This window comes from Catenulispora pinistramenti, from assembly GCF_018274385.1.
GTDB lineage: Bacteria > Actinomycetota > Actinomycetes > Streptomycetales > Catenulisporaceae > Catenulispora > Catenulispora pinistramenti.
The window spans coordinates 30438-55140 of record NZ_JAAFYZ010000051.1 but is presented as its reverse complement, the minus strand read 5'-3'; the positions used below and the strand labels follow the sequence as shown (position 1 = coordinate 55140).

The 24703-nt window shown below is 70.0% G+C and carries 24 protein-coding genes; all 24 read left to right on the top strand.

Translation table 11 applies throughout. From position 1 onward, the window contains the following. Nucleotides 1-558: 558 nt before the first annotated feature. The 24 genes from KGQ19_RS17065 to KGQ19_RS16955 all read left to right on the top strand — a co-directional run bounded on the left by KGQ19_RS17065 (nucleotide 559) and on the right by KGQ19_RS16955 (nucleotide 24662). Nucleotides 559-1854, top strand: a complete 1296-nt coding sequence (locus tag KGQ19_RS17065; RefSeq protein ID WP_212010154.1) for an MFS transporter — start codon at nucleotides 559-561, stop codon at nucleotides 1852-1854. Next, a complete protein-coding gene (locus KGQ19_RS17060; protein ID WP_212010153.1) occupies nucleotides 1844-2404 on the top strand; it encodes a DUF4254 domain-containing protein in 561 nt (186 codons plus the stop codon). The genes KGQ19_RS17065 and KGQ19_RS17060 overlap by 11 nt, the downstream gene beginning before the upstream one ends. Before the next feature lie 210 nt (nucleotides 2405-2614). Next, a complete protein-coding gene (locus KGQ19_RS17055; protein ID WP_212010152.1) occupies nucleotides 2615-3652 on the top strand; it encodes a glycosyltransferase family 9 protein in 1038 nt (345 codons plus the stop codon). Nucleotides 3653-3992: 340 nt separating this feature from the next. Continuing rightward, the gene (locus KGQ19_RS17050) at nucleotides 3993-4823 is read left to right on the top strand and encodes a transketolase (RefSeq protein WP_212010151.1); all 831 of its coding nucleotides are present in this window, start codon (nucleotides 3993-3995) and stop codon (nucleotides 4821-4823) included. Then, nucleotides 4820-5779, top strand: coding sequence for a transketolase family protein (locus tag KGQ19_RS17045; RefSeq protein WP_212010150.1), 960 nt, complete (start codon nucleotides 4820-4822; stop codon nucleotides 5777-5779). The genes KGQ19_RS17050 and KGQ19_RS17045 overlap by 4 nt, the downstream gene beginning before the upstream one ends. Further along, on the top strand, nucleotides 5776-7023 hold the full coding sequence (locus KGQ19_RS17040) for a hypothetical protein (protein WP_212010149.1): 1248 nt from the start codon (nucleotides 5776-5778) through the stop codon (nucleotides 7021-7023). Before KGQ19_RS17045 ends, KGQ19_RS17040 begins: the two co-directional genes overlap by 4 nt. Beyond that, nucleotides 7020-7994 (top strand): phosphotransferase family protein, encoded by a 975-nt coding sequence (locus KGQ19_RS17035; protein WP_212010148.1) that lies wholly within the window; start codon nucleotides 7020-7022, stop codon nucleotides 7992-7994. Before KGQ19_RS17040 ends, KGQ19_RS17035 begins: the two co-directional genes overlap by 4 nt. Beyond that, on the top strand, nucleotides 7987-9483 hold the full coding sequence (locus KGQ19_RS17030; protein WP_212010147.1) for an FAD-dependent oxidoreductase: 1497 nt from the start codon (nucleotides 7987-7989) through the stop codon (nucleotides 9481-9483). The genes KGQ19_RS17035 and KGQ19_RS17030 overlap by 8 nt, the downstream gene beginning before the upstream one ends. Then, nucleotides 9477-11417, top strand: coding sequence for a non-ribosomal peptide synthetase (locus KGQ19_RS17025; protein WP_212010146.1), 1941 nt, complete (start codon nucleotides 9477-9479; stop codon nucleotides 11415-11417). The genes KGQ19_RS17030 and KGQ19_RS17025 overlap by 7 nt, the downstream gene beginning before the upstream one ends. Continuing rightward, nucleotides 11414-14380, top strand: coding sequence for a type I polyketide synthase (locus tag KGQ19_RS17020; protein ID WP_212010145.1), 2967 nt, complete (start codon nucleotides 11414-11416; stop codon nucleotides 14378-14380). Before KGQ19_RS17025 ends, KGQ19_RS17020 begins: the two co-directional genes overlap by 4 nt. Beyond that, nucleotides 14377-15231, top strand: coding sequence for a 3-hydroxyacyl-CoA dehydrogenase family protein (locus tag KGQ19_RS17015; protein WP_212010144.1), 855 nt, complete (start codon nucleotides 14377-14379; stop codon nucleotides 15229-15231). Before KGQ19_RS17020 ends, KGQ19_RS17015 begins: the two co-directional genes overlap by 4 nt. Before the next feature lies 1 nt (nucleotide 15232). Continuing rightward, nucleotides 15233-15493, top strand: a complete 261-nt coding sequence (locus KGQ19_RS17010) for an acyl carrier protein (RefSeq protein ID WP_212010143.1) — start codon at nucleotides 15233-15235, stop codon at nucleotides 15491-15493. Next, nucleotides 15490-16629, top strand: coding sequence for an acyl-CoA dehydrogenase family protein (locus KGQ19_RS17005; protein ID WP_212010142.1), 1140 nt, complete (start codon nucleotides 15490-15492; stop codon nucleotides 16627-16629). The genes KGQ19_RS17010 and KGQ19_RS17005 overlap by 4 nt, the downstream gene beginning before the upstream one ends. Next, a complete protein-coding gene (locus tag KGQ19_RS17000; protein WP_212010141.1) occupies nucleotides 16587-17687 on the top strand; it encodes an HAD-IIIC family phosphatase in 1101 nt (366 codons plus the stop codon). The genes KGQ19_RS17005 and KGQ19_RS17000 overlap by 43 nt, the downstream gene beginning before the upstream one ends. Before the next feature lie 13 nt (nucleotides 17688-17700). Next, nucleotides 17701-18339: a class I SAM-dependent methyltransferase gene (locus tag KGQ19_RS16995; RefSeq protein ID WP_212010140.1), complete on the top strand. Its 639-nt coding sequence runs from the start codon at nucleotides 17701-17703 to the stop codon at nucleotides 18337-18339. Further along, the gene (locus tag KGQ19_RS16990; RefSeq protein WP_212010139.1) at nucleotides 18336-19115 is read left to right on the top strand and encodes an SDR family NAD(P)-dependent oxidoreductase; all 780 of its coding nucleotides are present in this window, start codon (nucleotides 18336-18338) and stop codon (nucleotides 19113-19115) included. The genes KGQ19_RS16995 and KGQ19_RS16990 overlap by 4 nt, the downstream gene beginning before the upstream one ends. A 22-nt stretch (nucleotides 19116-19137) precedes the next feature. Continuing rightward, the gene (locus tag KGQ19_RS16985; protein WP_212010138.1) at nucleotides 19138-20196 is read left to right on the top strand and encodes a Gfo/Idh/MocA family protein; all 1059 of its coding nucleotides are present in this window, start codon (nucleotides 19138-19140) and stop codon (nucleotides 20194-20196) included. 8 nt (nucleotides 20197-20204) lie between these two features. Further along, entirely contained in the window at nucleotides 20205-21026 is an 822-nt protein-coding gene (locus KGQ19_RS16980; RefSeq protein ID WP_230418778.1) for a DODA-type extradiol aromatic ring-opening family dioxygenase, read from the top strand. Further along, nucleotides 21001-21327 (top strand): hypothetical protein, encoded by a 327-nt coding sequence (locus tag KGQ19_RS16975; protein ID WP_212010136.1) that lies wholly within the window; start codon nucleotides 21001-21003, stop codon nucleotides 21325-21327. The genes KGQ19_RS16980 and KGQ19_RS16975 overlap by 26 nt, the downstream gene beginning before the upstream one ends. Further along, complete coding sequence (locus tag KGQ19_RS16970) at nucleotides 21311-22261, top strand: aldo/keto reductase (RefSeq protein ID WP_212010135.1); 951 nt, start codon at nucleotides 21311-21313, stop codon at nucleotides 22259-22261. Before KGQ19_RS16975 ends, KGQ19_RS16970 begins: the two co-directional genes overlap by 17 nt. 293 nt (nucleotides 22262-22554) lie before the next feature. Continuing rightward, nucleotides 22555-22734 carry a hypothetical protein gene (locus KGQ19_RS16965; protein WP_212010134.1) on the top strand — a complete coding sequence of 60 codons (180 nt, stop codon included), beginning with the start codon at nucleotides 22555-22557 and terminating at the stop codon, nucleotides 22732-22734. A 147-nt stretch (nucleotides 22735-22881) separates the two neighbouring features. Then, nucleotides 22882-23364: a hypothetical protein gene (locus KGQ19_RS49660; RefSeq protein ID WP_230418766.1), complete on the top strand. Its 483-nt coding sequence runs from the start codon at nucleotides 22882-22884 to the stop codon at nucleotides 23362-23364. Then, nucleotides 23310-23558: an integrase core domain-containing protein gene (locus KGQ19_RS52810; RefSeq protein WP_368862113.1), complete on the top strand. Its 249-nt coding sequence runs from the start codon at nucleotides 23310-23312 to the stop codon at nucleotides 23556-23558. The genes KGQ19_RS49660 and KGQ19_RS52810 overlap by 55 nt, the downstream gene beginning before the upstream one ends. A 15-nt stretch (nucleotides 23559-23573) precedes the next feature. Further along, nucleotides 23574-24662 carry an integrase core domain-containing protein gene (locus KGQ19_RS16955; protein ID WP_212010160.1) on the top strand — a complete coding sequence of 363 codons (1089 nt, stop codon included), beginning with the start codon at nucleotides 23574-23576 and terminating at the stop codon, nucleotides 24660-24662. Nucleotides 24663-24703 lie beyond the last annotated feature (41 nt).

Here is a 24703-nt window from a genome sequence, read left to right as displayed (position 1 = left end):
TCCCTGCCCAGCATCGATCCAGCACGGACACTTCGGAGACGCAAGCACGCCGGATTGCAAGTCGGCGACCTGGTTCTCGGCGTTGACCAGGCCGTCTTCGCGGCGTGACAGCACCAGGGAATCAAGGTGCTGCGCTCCCTGGTAAATAAGGCATCTGATTCACTTGTCGGGCTGCGAGGACCGTGTTAGGCTCTGGACATTGTCATATCGGTGGAAACCATCGCTCAATTCCCTTACATGCCGAAGTCGTGACACGCCAGGCCTCTCGGACAGCCGCGAGATCCGGGCTGGCCATTCAAACAGGACCGCGAACCCCGTCGAAGGGTGTGTGTCGCGTCCGGCGAACTCATGAACGGCTCCTCACCGACGTCGAAAGCCTCGAAGTGTGAGAGCACATCCAGCAAATCAAGTAAGGAAGCGCATGCCCATTGATCACTGGCTGACGCTCGGGCCCGGTCGTGCCCGCGTGGTCGGAGCGGGCCCGGAGCATCGACGTCATCGTCCCGAACCGCGTCGGCCGCCGGTCACCGTCCGGCCTCGAACGCTGTCGGCCGGGTCTTGTTGATCCGGCCGCCCGAGCTCCTGCGGCGGAACCGGAACTACCGGCTCTACTTCACCGCCCGCAGCATCACCGCGCTCACCCTGGCGATCGGTCCGACCGCCGTACCCTTCGCGGTGCTGAGGGTGGACAAGTCGGCCGGGGCGGTGGCGAGCGTGGTGACCGCGACGAACATCCCGGTGATCCTCTTCGTGCTCGTCGGCGGGGTGTTGGGCGACCGATACCAACGGATGTTCATGCTGGCCGTGGCGAACGTCGTATCCGCCCTGGCACAGATCGCCATGGCCGTCACGCTGGTGACACATTCGGCGACCCTTGGATCCTTCCTGCTGCTGGCGGTCGTCTCCGGACTCGCCAACGCGGTGGCGCTGCCTGCCGGTGGCGGATTCGTGGTGCAGATCGTCGAGACCGGACAGGTCGCAAGCGCGCAGGCGCTTCTGACGATCAGCCGGACCAGCCTGATGGTCGTCGGGGCGGCGGTCGGCGGCGGGTTGGTCGGCCTGGCCGGCCCGGCGGTGACGATCGCGGTGAACGGGGTGCTGTATCTGGTCAGCATCGTTCCGCTACTGCGGATCACCGTCGCGCGATCCCGCCGTGTGGTGTACACCTCGCTGGCCAAGGCGCTGCGCGAAGGCTGGACCGAGTTCCGGAGCCGGGGGTGGCTGGTCGGCACCTTGGCCCAGAACCTGGTCTATGTCGTCTGCATGGTCGCGGCCTACCAGATCATCGCGCCGGTCATCGCCCCAAAACAGCTCGGCGGGCCGGCCGGTCTGGGACTGCTCCTGGCGGCACGGGCGCTGGGCGGGCTCGGCGGGGCGCTGCTCGCGGCGCGGGCCGGACCGCGCAGCCCGCTGCGGGTCGGCCAGATCAGCCTGCTGATGCAGATCGCCGTGCTCACGACACTCGGGATGTCCGCCCCCTATCCGCTGCTGTTCGCGGTGATCGCGCTGGACGGCGCGGCGGCCGAGTACTTCCAAGTGATCATGCTGACCGCGGTCCAGCTGCGCATCGATATGAGTGTTCTGTCACGGATCACCTCCTACACGACGCTGGTCGACTACGGCGGCATCCCGCTGTCCGGCGCCGCGATGATCCCACTGGCCCATTACTTCCCGATCTCCGAGGTCCTGTTTCTGCTGGCCGGCTTCAGCGGCTGCGCCACGGTCCTGACCCTGCTGCTCACCCGTCGGCACGCCCGGCGGGCCGGCCCGGCCGGGCGCGACAGCCCGACGGCGGTCGTGGCCGGCGCTCGCACCGGTACCAACATGCTGATGGATGGAGGCGATGATGGGTGAACGCGGCTGGCCCGTTTCGGAGTCGGGCGTCGATGTGCTTCCCGGCGGCAAGGCGATCATCGAAGGCTTCGGCGCGCCGTGGGACTCGGCGCAGACCGCGGACGGCTGCCCCCTGCTGAAGGTGGCCCGGGAGCTCGGCGGCCATCACCTGCGGCAGTGGGAGGCCGAGGACCTGTCCCGGATATCCAGGAACGACGCGGCGGCACTGGCCGGCCTCAAGCGCGTCATCGACGACATGAACATGCGGCGCAGCGGCTTCATCGACGAGGTCGACGACTGGGTGGCCGAGCATGTCCGCCAAGCCGATGACGCCCCCTTGCACACCGAAACCCTCGGAAGCATCGTCGACCGGCTGGCCATCGCCTGGGTCCGGTGCCAGAAGCTGGGCGCCAAGGAATCAGCTTTCGAAGACTCCGTCCAGACCCGCCGAAGCCGGCTGGCCACACGGCAGCTCGCCGAGCTGGGAGAGGCATACGACGTGCTCCTCGGCGACGTCGGCTCACGCCGGCGCCGGATTCCCGACTGGCGGATCCTCAAATCGTACGGATGACACGTGGCGGCGGGAAGACCTTCGCCGGACCGTCGGAAGGGCATCAGAATGTGGAGAATCGACGGAGTGAAATGCCATCGGGGAGGCAGACTCATCGTTCCCAGGCAAACCGCTCCGCTTGGCGTCCGCCTCCCCTATCGGCGGGCCGCCGGTGAAGGGCCGGCCAGCCCCTCACGTCTGCTCGAGCGCATCGCGGACAGCGGCTGGTCGATGGAGTTCGTCAACGATCCGCACAGCGACGCCACCTCGTTCAAGCTGGGCGATCTGTTGCTGCAGATGGCGGCTGCCCGCGCGGTCTCAGACGCGGTGACGGCGATCGGCCGGAACGTGTCGCCCCTTCTGTATTCCGGCCCACGCCACAAGCTCATGGAACGCAGTGAACTGTCATTCGCCGAGTGCGAGCCGGCCGCCGTGAGCCGCGTGGTCAGCCCGGGCCCGTCCCCGGTGCGCATCAAGGTCGGTCCCACCAGGACACCGGTCTGGGATGACGACCGCGACGAAGGGGGACCCGGGTCCGCAAGCCTGGTCCCGCCGTGGCTCGACCTGCTCGGCGACGACGTCGAGGTGCATTCGACACTGCCGATGAGGTACTACCTGGACATCGAGCAGCGGCTGGGGGTGCGTCTCACCGAGGGCACCGCCCCGGCGCCGCGCTATCACTCGAGCGTCACTGAGGCGGAGCCCCGACGGGCCGTTCTCGTGGCGACGACGAGTGCCTACGGCAGCAGGCAGGACTACGGCGCCCAGGGTCTGATCAGGGTGGCGCAGGCGCTCGCGGACCTCGATCACCGGTCTGACTGGCGTTTCACGCTCGTGACGAACAAGAAGGAGCACGAAGCGGCGGCGAGATCCGCGCCGTTTCCCGTGGATCTCGTGCTGGACGCGGAAGCCGCGGACTGCGTCGACATCTTCGCCGCCGGCGAACTGGTCATCGGCCATGACACCGGGCTGACCCATCTCGCGGCGCTCGCGGTTCGCCCGGACGGCACCGGCCCGCAGGTGATCGCCTTGCACGGACGATTCAGCCATCTGAAGTGGCTGACCGGCTCGGCCCGGCACCACAGCGTGGCGACTCCCGCGGCGCAGATGATGGCGCTGACCGACGTGGGCCTTTACATCAACGCCTACGGCCGCGCAATCGACGACGAGGTCTGGGGGGTCAGCGCCGTGTCCGACATCCCGCCCGGCGTCATCGCCGGATTCGCTGCCGACCTGCTGGGCCCGCAGCCACTGACGAAGCGCGACTGAGAACCCAGTATCGCGGCTAACTCCCTGCTCAGGAGGTGTTGCGACTATCTCAGTGTTCTGAGACACTGTAGTCACCGACAGACGAGACATTTGTCATGAGTAGCACAAAGCACTGTCACTGACCGCCGGCTCAACCGGCGAGGGCAGCGGATCTCAGGACCTACGGCACCGACCTTCTTCACCCCGGGCCGGCCCCGGTCGTCGGCCGGGATCCACGTTTGGCGTTGCCGCCGCCGATGGCGGCATCCGGACGATCGCCGTGCTCTGGAGGCGCGATCGTGGCGTTTCCCCTCCGCAGCCGGGCGGTCCAGGCCGCCCGCGATCGTAAGGATGATCAGTCATGGTCGAGAGCCTGACGTCACCGCCCGGCACCCGGTCCGAACAGAGCCTGGCGGACATCGCCGCCGGGGCTCGCAGGCGCCTGGTGGACCTGTCCGCCACTCGGCCCGTGCACCTCGGCGCGTCGCTGTCGGTGATCGACATCCTGGTCGCCGTGTACGACGCGCTCGGCCTGGACCCGGCCCGGCCGCGGCGGCCGGAGCGCGGTGACGTGATCCTGAGCAAGGGGCACGCGGTCTGGGGTCTGTACTCCGTGCTGGCCGGATTCGGCGTCGAGGGGCTCGATGATCCGCGCGCCGGGCACCCGCTCGACACCACCCCGGGTGTCGCGGCCGGTACCGGCGCCCTCGGCCACGGCCTGTCCATCGGCGCCGGCCTAGCCCTGGCCGCGCGCCTGGACGGCGGCGACCGCAAGGCCGTGGTCGTGCTCGGCGACGGGGAACTGGACGAGGGCTCGGTCTGGGAGGCGGCGATGTTCGCCGCACACCACGCGCTGGCGAACCTGGTGGCCGTCGTCGACCGCAACGGTCTGCAGCAGGAGGGGCCCACCGAATCAGTGCTCGCTCTGGAACCGCTGGCTGCGAAATGGCGGGCCTTCGGCTGGCAGGTGATCGAGGCCGACGGCCATGACGGTGCCGCCTTACGCCGCACGCTGGAAGAGGCGTTCGCCAGCGAAGACCTGCCGACCGTGGTCATCGCGCACACGGTCAAGGGACGCGGCGTGCCGTTCATGGAACACGATCCGGCCTTCCACCACGCCCACCTGACCTCGCACCAGCACGCGGCCGCACTCACGGCGCTGGCCGCCGGACCGGAACAGGAACCGGCATGAACACTGTCATCGCGGCCGGACAGCCAAGCTACGCGCCGATGCGCCCGGCCGTGGCGAACGTTCTGCTCGAGGCCGCCGACACCGACCCGCGGCTGGTGGTCCTCGGCGCGGACGGCCACGCCCTGGCCGCCGGAGTGCGCGAACACCACCCGGAGCGGTATGTGGATGTGGGCATCGCCGAGGCCAACCTGGTCGGCGTCGCCTCCGGTCTGGCCCGCGCCGGGCGTCGGGTGGTGGTCTGCGCCATGGCGCCGTTCCTGGTGCGCCGGGCCGCCGAACAGATCCGCAACGACGTGTGCAACGCGGGGCTCAATGTCACGTTCGTGGGCGTCGGCGGCGGCCTGGGCTACGGCACTCTGGGCCCGACCCACCACTGTCCGGAGGACCTCGGCTTCTTCGCCGCCCTGCCGTACACCCGCGTGTACTGCCCGGCCGACGCGATCGACGCCTGTTGGGCGGTGCGTTCCGCCCTGGCCGGGCCGGGGCCGGCCTACGTGCGTCTCGGCGCCCGCGAGGACCGGATCGTGCACGACCCGGACAAGCCGTTCGACGCTGCCGGCGGCCTGCTGCTGCGCCCGCCTGGCGACGCGCTGGCCGTGGCCACCGGGATCGGTGTGGGCATCGCGCTGGACGCCGCCGACCGGCTCGCGGACACCGGTCGCCAGCTGGGCGTGCTGGCCCTGACCGCCGTCAAGCCCTTCCCACGGGAGCGGCTGGTGGCCCTGGCCGCCGGTGTCGGCACCGTGCTGACCGTCGAGGAACACCTCGAGACCGGCGGGATCGGCGCCAGCGCCGCCCGCGCCCTGGCCGGCGGCTGGACCGGACGGTTCGCCACGCACGCGGTCGGCGACGACTACCCGCCGCTCGGCGATCGCGGCGAACTGCTCGCGCATTACCGGATCACGGCGGACCACGTGATCTCGTCCTTGTCCGACACCGATCGCACGCGGGGATGACCATGAAGATCCTGATGGGCGCCCAGAGCTGCGGCTTCGGCCCGATCTCCAAGCTCACCGCGCTCTCCCTGCTGATCCCGCAGCACCACCGGGTGTTCTGCGGCGACACCGTCGCCTCGCTGTACGCCAGGCGCAACGCTGAGGCCTTCGACGAGCTCTACGACACCGGCGAGCCCGGCGGCGGACCACGTTCGGACCTGCTGGAGGCCAGCGACTGGGTGGTGTCGGTGATGGACGCCGACCTGGTGATGCGGGCCTTCGCCGCCAACCGCCCGGTAGTCATGGTCGACAGCCTGTTCAGCTTCTGGCAGCACGATCGCCCGCTGGCAGACCTGGCCGAGCTGTGCCGGCGGGCGCCACGTGGCCCGGTGGACCGGGTGCTGTCCCACTTCCAGTCGCTGCGGCCGCACGAGCAGATCCTCGCCGCGCACATGCTCGCCACCCACAGCGTCGTCCAGAACTTCCAGGGCGTGCGCGAGCGGATCGGGCAGTTCGCCGACCTCGGTGTCGGGCGCCTGCACCTGACCGGGTCGATCGTCGACGCCGACGCCCTGGCCCAGGCCGCCAAGGGCACCGGACCGGACTGCGACCTGCTGATCAACATCGGCGGGTTCAAAAACTTCCTGCTCGACTTCGACGTCAACAACGCGTACCTGAAACTCTTCGACCGCTGGATCCCGGATCTGCTGTCCGACTGCAAGCGCTTCGCCGAGGTGACGGTGTGCTGCGGCGCGTTCGGCGACGGACGCGAGCGGCAGGTGAGCGTCGGTTCGAGCCGCGCCCGGCTGCGAATGCTCTCGCACCGCGAGTTCCTGCGGACCGTCGCGACGGCCTCGCACTACATGATCACGCCAGGCCTGACAGCGATCCACGAGTCGGTGGCGCTGCGCCAGTTCCCGATGGCGCTGCCGGAGCAACATTTCGGGCACGTCTTCAATCTCGACAGCCTAGGAGGCACGCTGTTCCACCGGATCGGCGCCCGGCTGTCCGCGGTCATGCCGGAACACCCGGTGCCGCCGGACGACTTCGAGGGCACCGCGGCGATCAACGAGATAGCCGAGCGGATCAGTGCGGATCCGTGGCTGTACAAGCGGTTCCGGAACATGATGAACGAATGGATCGAGACCTTCGTCGCCCTTGACTCCCGGCAGCGCGCGGCCGGGATCGACGAGCTGGGCGCGCGGCTCGGTGGCCGACCGCTGCCCGATGTGGTGGACGAGCTGTTCCAGACGGCGGCTCGATGAGCATGCCGGCCACCGCCCCGGGCACGGACCGGAACATGATCCCGACGGTCGAACAGGCCTTGGTGCGACTGCGGGCCGACTCCGGCTGGCCGCCGAACGCCCGAGACCTGGCCTGGTGGATCCCCGACAGCGCCCGCAGGCAACGGCAGCGGTTGTTCGTCTCCTGCCTGGCATCGGACGGCGCCGCCCTGGTGGCCAAGGTTCCCCTGGACGCCGCCGACACCATGGTGGACCGGGAACGGGAGATCCTGCGCGGTCCGGCTCCGGCAGGCGTGCGGCGCCCGACCTTGGTGCACGACCTGGAGCGCGGGTTCGTCATGACCTGGGTGCCGGACCGCGACTTCCCCGAGGCGCTGACGGCCGTGGAAAGCGCGGACGATCTTCGCAAGCTGCTGGAACAGGCTGTGGACGCGATGCTGCCGCTGCACACCGGCGGCGCGGCAGGACTGGGCGACGGCAGGGCGGTGGCCCACGGATATCTCGGTGACCTCATCGAAACCGCCGGTGACGCGGCGCTCGAAGCATTGACCCCAACCTGGATCGGCCCGATGCACGGCGACCTCGGACCATGGAACATCCGCTGGAACTCCGCCGACGGCCGGCTTTCACTGATCGACTGGGAGGACTACCAGCAGACCGGACTGCCGGTCGTGGACTTGCTCAACACCGTGCTGACCAGCGCCCTGCTCATCTACCCGGACTACCGCACCCGCGGCCACGACTGGCTCGGCGAGCAGATACTGCACAGCGACGGTCCGTTCCGGTCCGCCGCACGGTCGGCGCTGCGCCGCTATGCGCATGCCACGGGTCAGTCCGCGGTCAGCGCGGCCCGGCTGTTACCGATCGCCTGTCTGTGGCTGCACCGCCGGGTGGAGAAGCAGGGCAGGCTCACCGGCCACCTGTTCTACCTGCCGCTCATGCGCGCCTTCCAACGCGCGGAACCCCGATGGATCGGAGAGCTCGATGACTGAGCCGTTGGCGGAGAGTGCTTGGGACGTCCTGGTGATCGGCGGCGGTCCGGCCGGTCTGTTCGCCGCCCACGAGTCGGCCCGGGCCGGGCAGCGGGTGTTGTTGGTCGAAGCCGGCGACGATATGCGCGGCAGTCTGTGTCCACGAGTGCGGGCGGTGCTGCGCGGGCAGCGCGTGCGCGACGTGGAGAAGTTCCGCCTACAGTGCACGCACTGCACCTGTCTGGTCGGCATCGGCGGCGCGGCCTTCCATTTCGACACCAACCTCGGCTATATCAGGGGTCTGACTAGATCGAAAGTCGAGAGTGACGGCGGCGGCGGGACGCGCACATACAGCGGCCTGGAACGGGCGCTCGGCAGCTTCGCGGCGGCGCAAAGCGGCATCGAGGAAGTCTATGAGACCTTCTATCGGCTGGGTCTGCCGAGGGCCGGGGGGGATCAGCCCGCTGACACCGAGACGATCGGGGACCATCAGGCCGATACCGGTGCGGTCGATGCCGTCGGCGCCGCGTTCGCCCTCGCGGACACCGCGCCCTCGCAGCCGATCACGGTCGACGAGGCCCTGGGCGTTGTCGAGGCGATGCTCGCGGAGATCCGCGCCGAACGCGGCTTGGTCCTGACCGGCCACCGCGCGTCAGGGATCCGGCGCACCGGAAGAGGGTTCGCGGCGACGGTGGCGGGGCCGAGCGGCGGGGAGTTCCACGCCCGGTCGGTGATCGTCGCCGTGGGCAAGCTCGGATTGCCCTGGGTCCGCGGTCACCTTGATGACCTGGCTGTGCGCTACGACTCGCCGCGCCGGGTAGATCTGGGCGTCCGCCTGGAGACCTCGGCTGAGGACGCCGCGCCGCTGACCGCCGCCTGCCACAATCCCAAGTTCACCTACCTCAACGACGCTGGCGAGCCGGTACGCACGTTCTGCGTGTGCGAGCGCGGGCGCATCATGCAGTACCAGTTCCTCGACACGGTCGTCCTGGACGGCCAGCACTGTCTGACCACACCGACCGCCCGTACCAACCTCGGCATCATCACCACAGTCGACGTCCCGCGCGGCCGCGACGGCACCGACTTCGCCCTCGACTTCGCCCGCCGGGTAAACAAGGCCGGTACCGGGGGGTCCGTTGTACAGAGTGTGGGTGAGTTCCTGGGCCGGCCACCGTCGGGGAGCGGACCGACCGTCACCAGCAGCCTGCTCGAAGCCGCCCGCGGCGACCTCGCCGGAGCCCTGGGACCGGCGCGCACCGCGGACGTCGCCGGGATGATCGAGCGGCTCAACGACGCCTCGCCCGGGCTCGTCGGACCGTACGCGCTGCTGGCCGCACCGGTGGTGGAACGGATCTATCCGGCCCTGGAACTGAGCGAGGACATGGAGTCCAGCGTTCCCGGCCTGTATTTCGTGGGCGACTCCTCATCGAAGATCATCGGCGTGACGTACGGCGCCGTCACCGGCATCCGGGCGGCCCGCTCGGCGATGGGCAGGAGCGGAGCATGCTGACACCTGACGAGATCTCCTTCCTGGACCGCCACTCCGGCTCGGTGCCGCACTACGAGCCGACCACTTTGCACGCGCTGTTTCGTGCCCAGGCCGCCCGCACCCCCGACGCCGAGGCACTGCGCGCCGACGACAGATCCCTGACATATCGGCAGTTGGAGAACGCTGCCAACGCTGTGGCCCGCACCTTGGCCGGCCTCGGCGCCGGACCCGGCCGCCCGGTCGCCGTCAGCGGCGAGCGCAGCCCACAGCTGTTCACCGGACTGCTCGCCGTCCTCAAGGCCGGCAGCGCGATCCTGTACCTGGACCCTTACTACCCGGCCGACTACCAGCAGGCGGTCCTGAAGACCGCCGAAGCCCGGATTCTGGTGCTCGCCCCGGGAAGCACGATCCACGCGCCCGACCGCGACCTGGCGATCGTACCGCTGGACGACGTTCTCGACGAGGCCGACCGGGACCACGAACCCGTGGCGGACGGCGCGGGATACGAGGATCCGGCCTACATCATCTTCACCTCCGGTACGACCGGAACGCCCAAGGGCGTGGTGCGCCCGCACCGAATGCACGTCACCCGGATCGCCCTGGAACAGGGCATGTACCACCTCGGCGCCGACGACCGCGTCCTGCTCAAGTCGCCCATCTCGTTCCGCGAGTTCCTATGGCCGCTGGCAGTCGGCGCGACCGCCGTCATCGCCCGCGACGGCGGCGAACGCGACGACCGGTATCTGCTCCCGTTCCTGCGGGATCAGCGGATCAGCGTGGTCAGCTTCGTGCCGTCGATGCTGCGGGTGCTCGTGGCGAACCCGGACTTCCCGGCCTTGGCCGGCTCGCTGCGGCACATCTTCGCCGGCGGCGAACGGCTGCCCGCCGACCTGGAGGAGCAGCTGCGCGGCCACGGATTCCAGGTGCACAACACCTACACCCTCACCGAGGCCGACTACGTCGTACACCGCAAGGACGCCACCCAGGCACGAGGGCGGGGCAGCGTCGTCGGCACGCCCCTGGACATGCGGGTCTATCTGGTCGACGAGGCTGGGCAGCGGGTCCGGCCCGGCGAGGTCGGCGAGATCCTGACCGGCGGTCCGGGCCTGGCGACCGGTTACCTCAACCGCCCGGATCTCACCGCCGAGCGGTTCGTGGCGAACCCCTTCGACCCGACAGTGCCCGTCGTGTTCCGCACCGGCGATCTCGCGCGTTTCCTGCCGGACGGCCAGATCGACTACATCGGACGCGCCGACCTGCAAATCAAGGTTCGCGGCCAGCGCGTGGAGCCGACCGCCGTCGAGTCGGTCATCCGCGAGCATCCCGCCGTGCGCGACGCCGTGGCGGTCGGCTTCCCGGACGCGGACCAGGGCGCGAGGCTGGTCGCCTTCGCCACCCCGCGGGACGCGCCGGTCCCGGTCGAGGAGATCGCCGCGTTCCTGCGGGCACGGCTGCCGGACTTCATGGTGCCGGCGTCTCTGATCTGGTTGGAGAGGCTACCGCTGCTGCTCAGCGGTAAGGTCGACCGGGCCGCCCTGGTGCCCGAGCCGGGCGTGCGACCGGATCTACAGACCCGGTACATCGCGCCACGGACGCGGCACGAAACGCGGCTGGCCGCGGTATGGCGGCAGGTGCTCGGGATCGCGGACATCGGTGTCGACGACCGCTTTCTGGAGATCGGTGGCGACTCGCTGCGGCTGCTGATCCTGCGGTCGATCATCGAGCAGGAATTCGGCGGCCCGGTGCAGATCGCCGATCTGCTGGACAACGCCACGATCCGGACCCAGGCCATGTTGCTGTCCGCGCAAGAGCCGCCAAGCGCTCCCGACCCGGGCACCGCCGCACCGAGCGCTCCCGATCCGAGGGCCGCGGCCCTGGCGGCACGCGAAGCCGCGCTCGACCAAAGGCGCCAGCGCGCTGCATCGGGGAGCGTCGCGGCGGTGGAACCGTCATGACCCGGATCGCCGTGATCGGCATCGCCGGCCGTTTTCCCCAAGCAGACGACGTGCGCGCCTTCTGGAACAACCTGGTGGATCGGCGCGACTGCCTCACCCGGCTGTCGAAGGACGACCTGGCCGGACTCGTGCCCACCGCACGCCTGGACCATCCGCGGTTCGTCGCCGCGTCCGGCGTGATCGACGGCGTCTTCGAGTTCGACGCCGGTATGTACGCGATGGCACCAGGCGAGGCCGTCAGCACCGACCCGCAGCACCGGCTCTTCCTCGACTTCGCCAGGCAGGCCCTGGAGGTCGCGGGCATCGTTCCGGGGGCGACGAAGGACATCGGCGTCTACGCGGGCGTCGGCCGGTCCCGGCACGAGGCGATGGCGCGCGCCGCGCTGGGGACCGCGGACGTCGACGACGTGCTGCTGGAGACGGGCAACGAGAAGGACTACTTCGCGGGCCGGGTCTGCTACCGGCTCGGACTGACCGGCCCGAGCGTCGTCGTGCAGTCGGCGTGTTCGACCGGACTCCTGGCGGTGCACCAGGCCTGTCTGGCTCTGACCGGCTACGAATGTGACGTCGCACTGGCCGGCGCCGCCGCGATCCGTGTCCCGCTGGAGTATGGGTATGTGTTCCGGCACGGCGGCATCGGCTCGGAGACCGGGCGCTGTCTGCCGTTCTCCGCCGACGCCGACGGAACCGTGGCCGGGGATGGCCTCGCCTGCCTGGTTCTGAAACGGCTCGAGGACGCCGAGGCCGACGGCGACCACATCCACGCGGTACTGCTCGGATCGGCGGCCAACAACGACGGTGCGAAGCCGGGCTTCGCGGCGGTCAGCGCCGCGGGCCAGACGCGGGTGATGGAGTCCGCGCTCCGCTTCTCCGGGCTCGACCCGGCACAAGTCGGGTACCTGGAGGCCCACGGTTCCGCGACCGCTCTCGGCGACGCCACCGAGTGGACGGCGATCGAACGCGTCTACCGCCACGGCCTCACCGTCGGCGCGGTCAAGGGGAACGTCGGCCATCTGCGGGAAGCCTCCGGACTCGCCGGGCTGATCAAGACGATCCAGGTCGTGGATACCGGAGTCGTCCCCGGCGCGCCGTACGAGGGCCGACCCGCCGCGTTCACCCGGGAGCAGAACGCGCGCTCGACGCCGGCGCGGGAGACCACCGCCTGGGCCTCGCCGAACGACCCGCGCCGCGCCGCGGTCAGCTCCTTCGGCCTCGGCGGCACCAACGTTCACCTGCTGCTCGAACAATACGAGCGCCCGACACCGGCAGCGCAGATCTCGGCGGCCGAGGTCTTGACGATCACCGCCCACGCTGCCGCCCCACTCGCGGCCACCGCCAGGCAGATCGCCTCAGCCCTGGAACACGAAGACGTTCCGCTCGCCGGGGCGGCCCGGACCTTGCAAGAGCGCCGAGCTCATCTACGCTACCGCTGGGCAGTGACCGACCTGGAAGAACTCACCGAATCCGAGGCCGCCCCCACCGAACCGGTGCAGGACGACCCGGCGGTCGGCTTCGTCTTCTCCGGCATCGGCGACCACTATCCCGGGATGGCGGCGGGCCTGCTGGATCAGCTGCCCGGCTACCGGGATCTGCTGTTCGACGCCCTCAGCAAGGCCGGGCCAATGGTCGGCCGGGATCTTCGATCCCTGATCCAGACCGCTCCCGCCCGGCCAGCCGGCGGCATCGACCTGCGCGCGATGCTGCGCGGCCGAACCGGCGAGGACGGGCTCCAGGACACGGTCAGCGCCCACGTCGTCATGTTCTGTCTGCAGCAGGCACTGGCCGGCGCGCTCGCCGGGGTCGGCGTCACGCCGGCGGCGGTGATGGGCCACAGCATCGGCGAACTCGCCGCCGCGACCGTCGGCGGCGTCTTCGCCCCCGAACACGCGCTCGATATCGTCGTCCAGCGCGCGCGGCTGGTCGCGGGCCAGCCCGAGGGCGGCATGCTCGCGGTGGCGCTGCCGGGAGCCGAGGCCGCCGAACTCACCGGTCCCGGGATCTGGCTGGCGACCGTCAACACCCCGAGCAGCAGCGCGCTGGCCGGCAAGCGACCAGCCCTGACCGACCTCGCGGCGGGTCTGCGCGAGCGGGGAATTCAGGCGCGGATGCTCGACGTCACGCACGCCTTCCACACGCCGATGCTCGCCGAGGCCGCAGAGGGCCTGCGCGCCCTGCTCAGCACGATGCCCGCCGAGCCGCCACGGATTCCCCTGGTCTCCGGCCTGACCGCCGACTGGGCCGGACCCGAGATCACGCGCCCAGAACACTGGGCGGCGCACCTGTCCTCGACGGTCCGCTTCGGCCAGGCCGTGGAACGCCTGGCCGATCGGTGCACGGTCCTGGTCGAGATCGGCCCTGGGCAACTGCGCAGTGTGGCCGGCCAGACGGGACTCGCAGCCAGGGGGGTGGTCACGGTGCCGACCGTCCGGCGCAGCTATGAGGAGACCACAGACGCCCGCATGCTGACGCGAGCACTCGGCCGGGTATGGCAGGCCGGCGTCGATGTCGACTGGTCGGCCCTTCGCGCAGGCCGACGCGTCACAGCGGCGCCGATGCCGGCGCGTGCCGCGGACCGACGCACGCATCGGGCGTCCATGGCGACGGAAGTCTCCTGGTGGCAGCCGACCACCGACGTGGCACGTGCCGCCGCCACCGCCGTAACCGCGGCGAGGGCGGCAGCCGGCGGAACCGTGGCGACCACAGCGGCGGCGGCACCGGAAATCGCTTTCCATGACCGGCTGGCACGTATCTGGTGCACGGTGCTCGGTGTGGACCAGGTCCGTCCGCGCGACCACTTCTTCGACCTCGGCGGCGACTCCCTGATGGGCGTTCGTCTGATCGCCCTGCTGGAGGCGGCGACCGGCGTCCACGTCCCCAGCGCGGTGGTGTTCGAGTCCGCGGTGCTCTCCCGGATGGCCCGCATCGTCGATACCTACCTGAACACGGAAGAGAGGACACCATGAGCGGACCGGTGAATCCCGTCGGCGTGGTCGGCGCCGGGGTGATCGGCAGCAGCGTCGCACACGCCGTCGCCCGCGCGGGCATCCCCGTGGTCTTGCACGACACCTCGCCTGAGGCCCTGGCCGACGCCCGCCGGGCGATCGACGCCGCGGACCGGCTGACCCGGCTCCGACGCGGCCCGGCCGAGCAGGCCCCGATCACCTTCACGGGCAACCTGGCCGACCTCGGGCTCTGCGAAGTCGTGGTGGAGAACGTCACCGAGGACATCGCGCTCAAGGAGGAAGTGCACCGCGCGATCGACGCGGTCGTCGCCCCGGACTGCGTCGTCGCGGTCAACACCTCCGGAGTGCCGATCAGCAGGCTGGCCTTGGCCACGGAGCACCCGGCCCGCGTAGTCGGCGCGCACTTCATGAACCCGGTCGCGCTGATCGACACCGTCGAGGTCGTGCGGACCGACTTCGTCGACGCCGCGGCGATGGACCGGCTGCGGGCGCTGCTCGGCCGGATGGGCAAACACGGCGTCGTGGTGCGCGACGAGGCGGGGTTCGTCATCAACCGCTGCCTGATGATGTTCGTCAACGAGGCCGCCGCGCTGTGCGCGCAAGGCGTCGCCACCCCGGCGCAGATCGACCGGCTGTTCAGCGGCTGTCTCGGACACAAGTCCGGGCCGCTGCGCACCGCCGATCTGATCGGCGTCGACACCGTCGTGCGGACGCTCGACGTGCTCGCCGGATACCACGGTAAGGACCGGTTCACTCCGGCGCCGGTCCTGCTGGAGATGGTCGGCCAGGGCCGCCTCGGCCGCAAAAGCGGCCACGGCTTCTACACCTACCAGACAAAGGGAGAGCACTGACATGCCCGTGCGGGTCACCGCCGACGAGGCGCGTTCGGTGGTCCTGGACTACCTCGAACGATTCCTAGATGACGTCGAGGGAATCGACGACACACCGCTGATCACCGGCGGCCTGCTCGACTCCCTGGTCGTGGTCCAACTGATCGACCATCTCCAGCAAAGCTTCGACATCGCCGTAGCTGACGAAGACCTGGAGCTGAGCAACTTCGACAGCGTCAACGCCATCGTCGGCCTCGTCGCCCGGAAGACCGGCGGCTCGTGACCGCGACCGACCGGCTGCGCGACCTGCTCCAGGACAAGTACGCCGACCGGATCGCCGAGTGGGAGCGGGCCGGAGCCTTTCCCGACGACGTGGCATCCGGGCTGGCCGACACCGGAGTGCTCGGCGCCATGGTGCCGGCCGAACACGGTGGCACCGCGTGGAGCCATCGGGCGTACGGCGAGGCGAATCGGCTGGTCGCCCAGCACTCCTGCGGGTTACAGAGCCTGCTGACCGTGCACGGTATGGTCACCAGTGCCCTGAACCGCTCAGGTTCGGTCCCCATGCGCGCCGAACTCGCCGAACTGGCCGCGGCGGGCACGGTCGCGGCCTTCGCCCTGACCGAGGCCGCCGCGGGCAGCGACGTGCGCGCACTGCGGGCCGCCGCCGAGCCGGCGCCGGACGGCTGGCGCCTGACCGGCACCAAGCGCTGGGTCAGCTTTGGGCAGATCGCCGGCCTGTTCCTGGTCTTCGCGAACACCCCCGATGGCGACGCCGCGTTCGCCGTCCGCCGCGACGACCCCGGCGTGCGGATCACCCCCGAAGCGGTCACCGCCGGGTTCCGCGCCTCGCGCCTGGCGATCCTGGACCTGGACGGCTGCGAAGTGGGCCCCGAACGCCTGGTCGGACGGCCCGGCTTCGGCCTGACCCAGGTCGGCGGGCGCGCGCTGGTCCTGGGCCGGATGTGCGTGGCGTTCGGGTCCGTCGGCCTGGCCGAGACCGCGCTGAACGCCGCGCTGGCCCGGCTCGACCAACCCGGCCCCACCGGCCGTCGGCTACGCGACCACCAGCTGCTGCGCGGCCTGGTCGCCGACGCCGTCGTCGCCGCCCGCGGTGCCCGGCTGCTCGCCGAGAGCGCCGCTGACGCCCTGGACGCCCGCGCCGAATGGGCGGTGTCCGAAACGCTGGCCGCGAAGCTCGCCGCGAGCCGCGCCGCCACTGTGGCCGCCGGCGTCTCGGCCCAGATCCACGGCGCCGAGGGTCTGGTCGAGGACGGCCCGGTGCACCGCCGGGTGTGCGACGCCCGGGTCATGGAGGTCATCGAAGGCAACACCCAGCTGGTTCAGGACCTGCTGGCCGACCAGGTGCTCGCCCGGTGGCGGGCGGAGTCCAGGCCCGGGGACCGGCGGTCGCGATGACCGGGACCGTGGACCGGCCGATGGTCAAATGCGTGGTCTGGGACCTGGACGACACGCTGTGGGACGGCGTCCTGGCCGAGGACGGACGGGTCGTGCTGCGGGCCGCCGCCGTACACGCTGTGCGCGCCCTCGACGAGCGCGGCATCCTGCAGTCAATCGCCAGCAAGAACGACCCCCGCGCCGTCCGAGAGCAGCTGGATCACTTCGCGCTGACCGACTACTTCCTGTTTCCGCAGGCGTCGTGGGACGCGAAATCCGTGCTGCTGCGACGGATTGCCAAAGAGATCAACATCGGCGTCGACACGCTGCTGTTCATCGACGACTCGCCGTTCGAGCGGGCCGAGGTGGCTTCGGCGCTGCCGGTGCGCTGCGTGGACGCCGCCGACGTCGCCATCCTGCTGGACCGGCCGGACCTGACCCCGGCGATCGTCACCGCCGACGGTGCCCAGCGGCGTGTCCGCTACCGGCAGGACGCCAGGCGCCGCGAATACGAGGACGGATTCACCGGCCCGCGCAACGAATTCCTGCGCTCGCTCGACATACGTCTGTCGGTCCGGGCGGCGACCCCGGACGATCTCGCGCGCGCCGCCGAACTGACGGTACGTACCAACCAGCTCAACACCACCGGGCTGACCTTCTCGCGGGAGCAGTTGCTGAACCTGATGGCCCGGCCCGAGAACACGCTGCTGGTCGTCTCCCTGCGCGACGTCTTCGGCGAGTACGGCACCGTCGGTCTGGTGATGCTGACCGCCTCCGACGACCAGTGGCGGATCCGCCTGCTGCTGATGTCCTGCCGCGTGATGGGCCGCAACGTCGGTGGCGCGGTCATCAGCCACCTCGCGGCGCAGGCCGACCAGCGCGGGCTGCGCCTGACCGCCGACTTCCGGCACACCGACGTCAACCGGCCCATGTACACGGTCTACCGCCTGGCCGGGTTCAGCGCCGGACAGAGCACTGACAAGGCAGCTGAGACGGTCGCCGGCCAGACCCTGCTTCTGGAACTGGCCGCCGACGCGCCCCGTACCCGCCCGGCGTTCCTGACCCTGACGACCGACTGAGGAGATACGAACCATGCAGGCATTCACCGACCGCTGGGTGAACGGATTCGCCAAGCTCTACGAGGAGAACCCGCTGGGCCAGATCTCGTGGTTCACCGGCACGGTCAGCCCGGTCCTGGCCGAGCTGGTGATCGACGGGACGATCGCCCGGGGCCAGCGCGTCGTCGACCTCGGCTGCGGCGCCGGAGTCGCGGCGGCCTTCCTGGCCCGCCACGGGATGACCGTCACCGGCGTCGACAACTCGGCCACCGCGCTCGGCGCCGCACGCCACCTGTCCGAGCTGTACGGCGTCGAGCTGGAGCTGATCGAGGCCGACATCCTCGCCACGACCCTGCCCGCCGAATCCGTGGACGTGGTCAACGACTCGTTCATCTACCACAACGTCCGCCCCGAGGCGCGGACCCTCTATGCGGCCGAGGTAGCCCGGATCCTCAAGCCCGGCGGGCTGTTCGTGATGGTCGGCTTCTCTGACCGGATGACCCCCGGCAGCGGCCCGATCCGCCTGACCTCCGACGACGTCCTGGGCGCGTTCCTGCCCGGTTTCGAAGTCGAGGAACTGCGCCGGTTCCGCAACCTGCCGACCCAGGCCCGTCCCGACCAGTGGCACTGGCTCGGCCTGTTCCGCAAGCGCGGACAGGCGGCGGGAGCGTGACCGACGGCCGACTCCGGCGGTTCGAGGGCCGCCACGTGCTGGTCACCGGCGGCGGCCGCGGCATCGGCCGGGTGATCGCGCTCGCGTTCGCGGCCGAGGGCGCGACCGTCACGGTCGCCAGCCGCACCGCCGACCAGATCGCGGCGGTCGCCGCGGAGCTGGCCGGCACCGGTGCCAAGGCGCTCGCGGTGACCTGCGACGTCGGTGTGGAGACGGACGTCACGCGGCTGATCGATACCGCACAGCAGGCCCGCGGGCCGGTCGAGATCCTGGTCAACTGTGCCGGCACGTTCTCGCTCGGACCGAGTACGTCCTTCGCCACCGCGCAGGTCCGCGAGCTGCTGGATACCAACGTCCTCGGCACGTTCCTGGTCACCAGGGGCGTGGCGCCCGGCATGATCGAACGCGGATACGGCAAGGTTGTGAACTTCGCCTCGCTGCTGTCGTTCACCGCGTTCCCGCAACGGGCCGCCTACGCCGCGAGCAAGGGCGGCGTGCTGCAACTGACTCGCGCGTTCGCCCTGGAGTGGGCGCGGCACGGGATCAACGTCAACGCCGTCGCCCCCGGCATGATCCAGATCGAGACCCCGCACCCGGCGGTGGCCGCGGGCACCCTGAGCGAGGACCGGATTGTCGGTAGGATTCCGGCCGCGCGCCGCGGCCGCCCGGCCGACGTCGCCGGACCGGTGCTCTTCCTGTGCTCTGAGGATGCCGCCTACATCCACGGCCACACGCTCGCCGTCGACGGCGGATGGCTGGTCAACGGTTATGTCTGAACCCGCACACCTCGGAGGAACGATGCACAGTCCGCCGCTGTCGCACGCCATCGTCGGCTGCGGCCGGGTCGCCCCCAATCACGTCGACGCCTTCCGGGCGCTCGGCGAAGGCTGGACCCTGGCCTGGGCCTGCGACCGCGACCCGGCCGTCGCCGCCGGCTTCGCCGCGGTCCACGGCATCGCCGAGGCCACAGCGGACTACGGACTCGTCCTCGCCGATCCGGCCGTGACCAGTGTGTCGATCGCCGTCGACCACGCGCAGCACGCCGCGCTGGCGCGCCGTGCCCTGCTGGCTGGCAAGCACGTGATCGTCGAGAAACCCCTTGCCCTGTCCGCCGCGGACGCCGAAGACCTCCTGGAAACGGCACGATCGCGGGGGCGCATCCTCACGACAGTCTCCCAGCATCGCTACGACCCGCTGGTCGTCGGCGTGCGAGAGTGGCTCAAGGCCGGGCTTCTGGGCCGGCTGCGGTTCGTGCGCGCGTCGCTGGAAGCCAGCCGTGAGGAGGTGTACTACTCCGACAGCTACTGGCGCGGCACTTGGCGCGGCGAGGGCGGCTCGGCCCTGATCAACCAGGGCTACCACTGCCTCGACGTGACGCAGGCCGTCTGCGGCGACCTCACCGTCCGCGCAGCCGCGGCCAGCGCCGGGGATCTGTACAGCGCCCTGGAGACCGAGGACACAATCGGCGCCCTGCTCACCGCCGGACCGGTCCCGGTGACGCTGACCGTCACCATCGGCAGCACCGTCACCTGGCGCACCCGCCTGGAGTTCGTCGGTACCGAAGGCACCGTCGAACTCGACATCGACCACCCCGCGCGCCTGCACCGCGCGACCGGCAACCCCGAGCTGGAACGTCGGGCTGCGGAGTGCGACCAATCGGCCGTCGCCGCCGAAGCGCCCGGCATCGACTACTACGGGATCTCACACCGCCGGCAGATCGCAGACTTCGCCGCCGCGGTCGCCACCGGCGGCGCCATGGACGTGCGCCCCGAGGCCGGGGTCGCCATGGTCCGCCTGCTCGGGTCCCTCTACGCCGCCGCCGGACTGCCCGGCCCCGGCCAGATCCCGGCCTCCTGACCGTGGCGATGATCGTTGCCGCCGCCGGTGTGCCGCACACTCCCGTCTTCCCTCAGCTGGCGGCGCGTCCCGAGGGCACCGGCATCGCGGCCCGCTATGCCGCGGTCCGGCGCGTCCTGGACGACGAGCGCCCAGACGTCCTGTGCGTTTTCCACTGCGACCACATCAACGCGTTCTTCCTCGACCACTGGCCGACCTTCGCGATCACCACCGGACCCACGCTGATCTGCCCGATCGACGACGTACCGGGCGTGCCCCAGACCGCCGTGCACGTACACTCGGGCCTGGCCACGCACCTGTACCAGTACCTCGTGCCGAGGGACTTCGACCCCTCACTCGTGGTGAACGGGGTCGCCGATCACGGGGTCGCCGTCCCGCTGCACTTCCTGGACTCCTCGGCACGGCGACCGATCGCGCCGATCCACATCAACGACATGGTCGCGCCCTTCCCCTCCGCGGCCCGGTGCTTCGCCCTGGGCCGGGCCGTCGCCGACGCCGTCGCGGCCTGGCCGCCGGACCTGCGCGTGGGCGTGATCGCCAGCGGCAGCTTCTCCCTTGACGTTGGCAGCAGACGGGTGCCTCCCGGGCACTCCTACGCGATCCCGCGCCCCGACTGGGCCGGCGAAGTCGCCGCCATGCTGCGCGCCGGCAGCGTCGAGGACCTGGTTCACAAGTCCACGCCGGCCATCCTGGACGACGCCGGCACCGTGGCCGGCGAACTGCTCAGCTGGCTCGCCGCCCTCGGCGCGGTGACCGCCGCCGGCCTGACCCTCGCCCATCTCGACTACGAGGACGGAGAAGGCCATGCCTTCGCTGCCTGGGCACGCTGACATCACCCGACTGACCGGCGCCTACCCGCTCAACTGGCTGTGCTATCGCGCCTCCCAGGACGAGCAGCTGCGCACCGGCCTGCACACCAACCCGGCCGCCACGCTGCGCTCGCTTCCGGCGCCGCTGCCGCCGCTGTCCGACGCCGACCAGAGGCTGCTGCTCGACGGCGACGTCCCGGCGCTGCTCGATGCCGGCGTGCACCCGCTCCTGCTGGTCCGGCTGGCCACATTCCGTCTGTTCGGCCTCGACCCAGACGTCTACAGCCACCGCATGGGAGCCGGCCATGAACACAACCCCTGACATCTTCACCGGTCTCCTGCCAGTCGCCCTAGGCGGCAACGTCTTCGGCTGGACCGCGGACGAGACCGAGTCGTTCGCCATCCTCGACGCCTTCACGGAAGCCGGCGGCACCTTCGTGGACACCGCCGACGGCTACTCCGCCTGGGCCGAGGGCAACAACGGCGGCGAATCGGAAACCATCATCGGCACCTGGCTGCACCGCCGAGCCAACCGCGACCGGATCCTGCTCGCCACCAAGGCCGGCGCGAACCCGCCACTGACCGGCCTGGCCCCGACGACTGTGAGAACAGCACTGGACCGCTCCCTCAAGCGGCTACGCGTCGACCACGTCGACGTCTTCTTCAGCCATCGCGACGACCCGACCCGCCCCGTCGAGGAAATAGTGACGGCACTGGATGCACTGGTCCGCGCGGGCAAGGCACGCCACCTCGGCGCCTCCAACATCACCCCGGCCCGGCTCACCGCCTGCCTCGACTTCGCCCACCGAGAGAACTTGGCCGCCTACGAAGTCCTCCAACCGCACTACAACCTCATCCACCGCGACCCCTACGAGAGCGAGTCGGCAGCCGTGGCCGCCGCGTACAATCTCGCCGTCACCCCGTACGCGGCACTCGCCTCAGGCCTGCTGACCGGCAAGTACCCGATGGACACCACGCCCGCGCCCGGGGCGCGCTCTACTCGGGTGAGCGCCTACCTGGCGGACCCGCGTAGCCGACCGACACTCGAAGCACTGATCAAGGTGGCGGAGACCCACGACGCGCAGCCGAGCACGGTCGCCCTGGCCTGGCTGGCCGCCCAGCCCGGCGTGACAGCCGCCATCGCCAGCGCCAGCCGCGCCGACCAGGTCGGCCCACTCCTCGCCGCGGGCTGCCTACCCCTGAGCCCCGGGGATATGAGGGTACTTACACAGGCCTGGCCGTCTTCAGCGCCGTAGCTGCGCCTGCCGAAAACCTCCTCTGCGCAGGTCATCAACGTACGGGCTGGTCGTGCGGGGTGATGGGCCCGGCATCGGCTCTCCTGCTGTGATCTCGGCAGGGCCTCGGGCATGACGGCCGTTTGTGCTGCTGCGTCGGACCTTGTAGGGCTCGGAAATACGATCGGGCCTGTGACCTGGTCGCGGCTGGCCTGTTGTTGTCGAGCTGCGGCCCTGGCCTGATGTTCTTGGCGCTTGCGTATCGTGCAACCCGCCGTGTTCTCGGTTCCGTGGCGGTCTTGTCCCGTCGTGACGTGTCCAAGGACGCTGAGCTGCTGGTGTTGCGCCACGAGAATGCGGTCCTGCGCCGTCAGGTCCTCAGGGTCCACTACGAGTCGGTCGACCGGTTCTGGTTCGCGGCACTCTCGACGTTGATTCCGCGTCGGCGTTGGGCCCAGGTGTTCCCGGTCAGCCCGGCAACGGGGTTGGCCTGACACCGCCGACTGGTTGCCCGCAAGTGGGACTACAGCGCTCGGCGGAAACCCGGCAGGCCGCCGACTGCCGCGGCAGTCAAAAGAAGCTCCTGCTGACCATGGCAAAGGACAATCCGCTGTAGGCCCATCGCCGAATCCTCCGGCGAGTTGATCAAGCTCGGCCACCAGATCGCTTCCTCAACGGTGTGGAAGATCCTGCACGCGGCCGGGTTGGATCCGGCACCGCGGCGTTCGAGCCCAACGGGGAAGCAGTTCCTCACCGCTCAAGCCCACGACATTCTCGCCATCGACTTCGTGCATGCGGACACGATCGGATTGAAACGCCTGTACACCCTGATCCTCACCGAACACAGGACCCGTCGGGCGCACCTGGCCGGCGTGACCGCCCATCCAACCGGAGAGTGGACCACCCAGGCCGCCCGCAATGTCCTGATCGACCTGGCCGAGCGGGGCAGGAAGTTCAAGCTTCTGATCCGGGATCGCGACACCAAGTTCACCGACAGCTTCGACGCCGTGTTCGCCGACGAGGGAATCGGCATCCTGAAGAGTCCCCCCGAGCCCCTCGATCGAACGCGATCTGCGAAAGGGCCATCGGGGAACTACGACGCGAGCTACTCGACCGGATGCTGATCATCAACAAAGACCACCTGCACCGCACCTTGACGACCTATCTCGCCCACCGGAACGAAGCTAGGCCGCACCGCAGGCTCGGCCAGCTGACCCCGGCCCAAACCGAGACCGGCCCGCCAACACCGACCAACCTTGCCAACTACCGAATCCGCCGAACGACCTGTCGTGCACCAATACTCGGCCATCAGCTGTGACCTGGGCCGGGGCACCTGCAAGAATTTTGCTTCGCGGCTGTTCGTCTGCTGTATCGGATCTTCGTGGCCGTGCTCGGTTGGCTGGTGTTGTTGGCTCGGTCCTCGGCATCGAAGGAAGCGGAGTTACTTGTTCTCCGGCATGAGGTTGCGGTGCTGCGCCGGACCAACCCGAAGCCGCGGATCGACTGGACCGACCGGGCACTGCTGTCCGCGCCGGCCAGGGTCCTGCCAAAGGCGCTTCGGGCACACCGGATGGTGACCCCCGGCACGCTACTGCGATGGCATCGCAGGCTCATCGCGAACAAGTGGCATCAGCCCAAGCCGCCTGGTCGTCCGCCGATCCCGGATGAACTGGTGGCCCTGGTCGTCCGGCTCTCGACCGAGAACCCCAGCTGCGGCACGGTGCGGATCCAAGGCGAACTACGCCGGCTCGGCCACCGCATCGACGCCTCCACCATCCGTCGAATCCTGCGCTCGCGCAGGATCCCGCCGCCGGACCAGCGAAACGACACGTGGCGGACGTTCCTGCGCGCCCAAGCCGAGACGATTCTGGCCATCGACTTCCTGCACGTCGATACGGTGATGCTGAAACGGCTGTATGCGGCGGTCGTCATCGAGATCGGCAGCCGCCGGGCCTATCTGCCGGGTATCACCGACCACCCGACCGGCGCCTGGGCCACTCAGGTCGCCCGGGAACTCGCCGCCGATCTGGAGCAGGCCGGCCACCGCTTCACCCGGCTGATCCGGGACCGGGATGCCAAGTTCACCGAGTCCTTCGACGCCGTGTTCACCGCCATCGGCATCGAGATCTTGCTGACCGCGCCGCAGACGCCGAGAATGAACGCCTACGTCGAGCGGCTGATCGGCTCGATCCGCCGCGAATGCTGCGACCGGCTCCTCATCGTCGGGCAGCACCACCTGCGTCGGGTCTTGGACGAATACCTTGAGCACTACAACGCCGGCCGGTCCCACCAAGGCCACGGCATGGCGCTACCCGCCCCGAATGATCCATCCAACGTGATCCCGATGCCAGTTTCCATCAACGAGATCCGCCGCCGAAAACGACTCGGAGGCTTGATCAACGAGTATCGAATAGCAGCCTAAACCCCAGGTCAGACCCTATGGCTCGGTTTTGGTGCAGGACA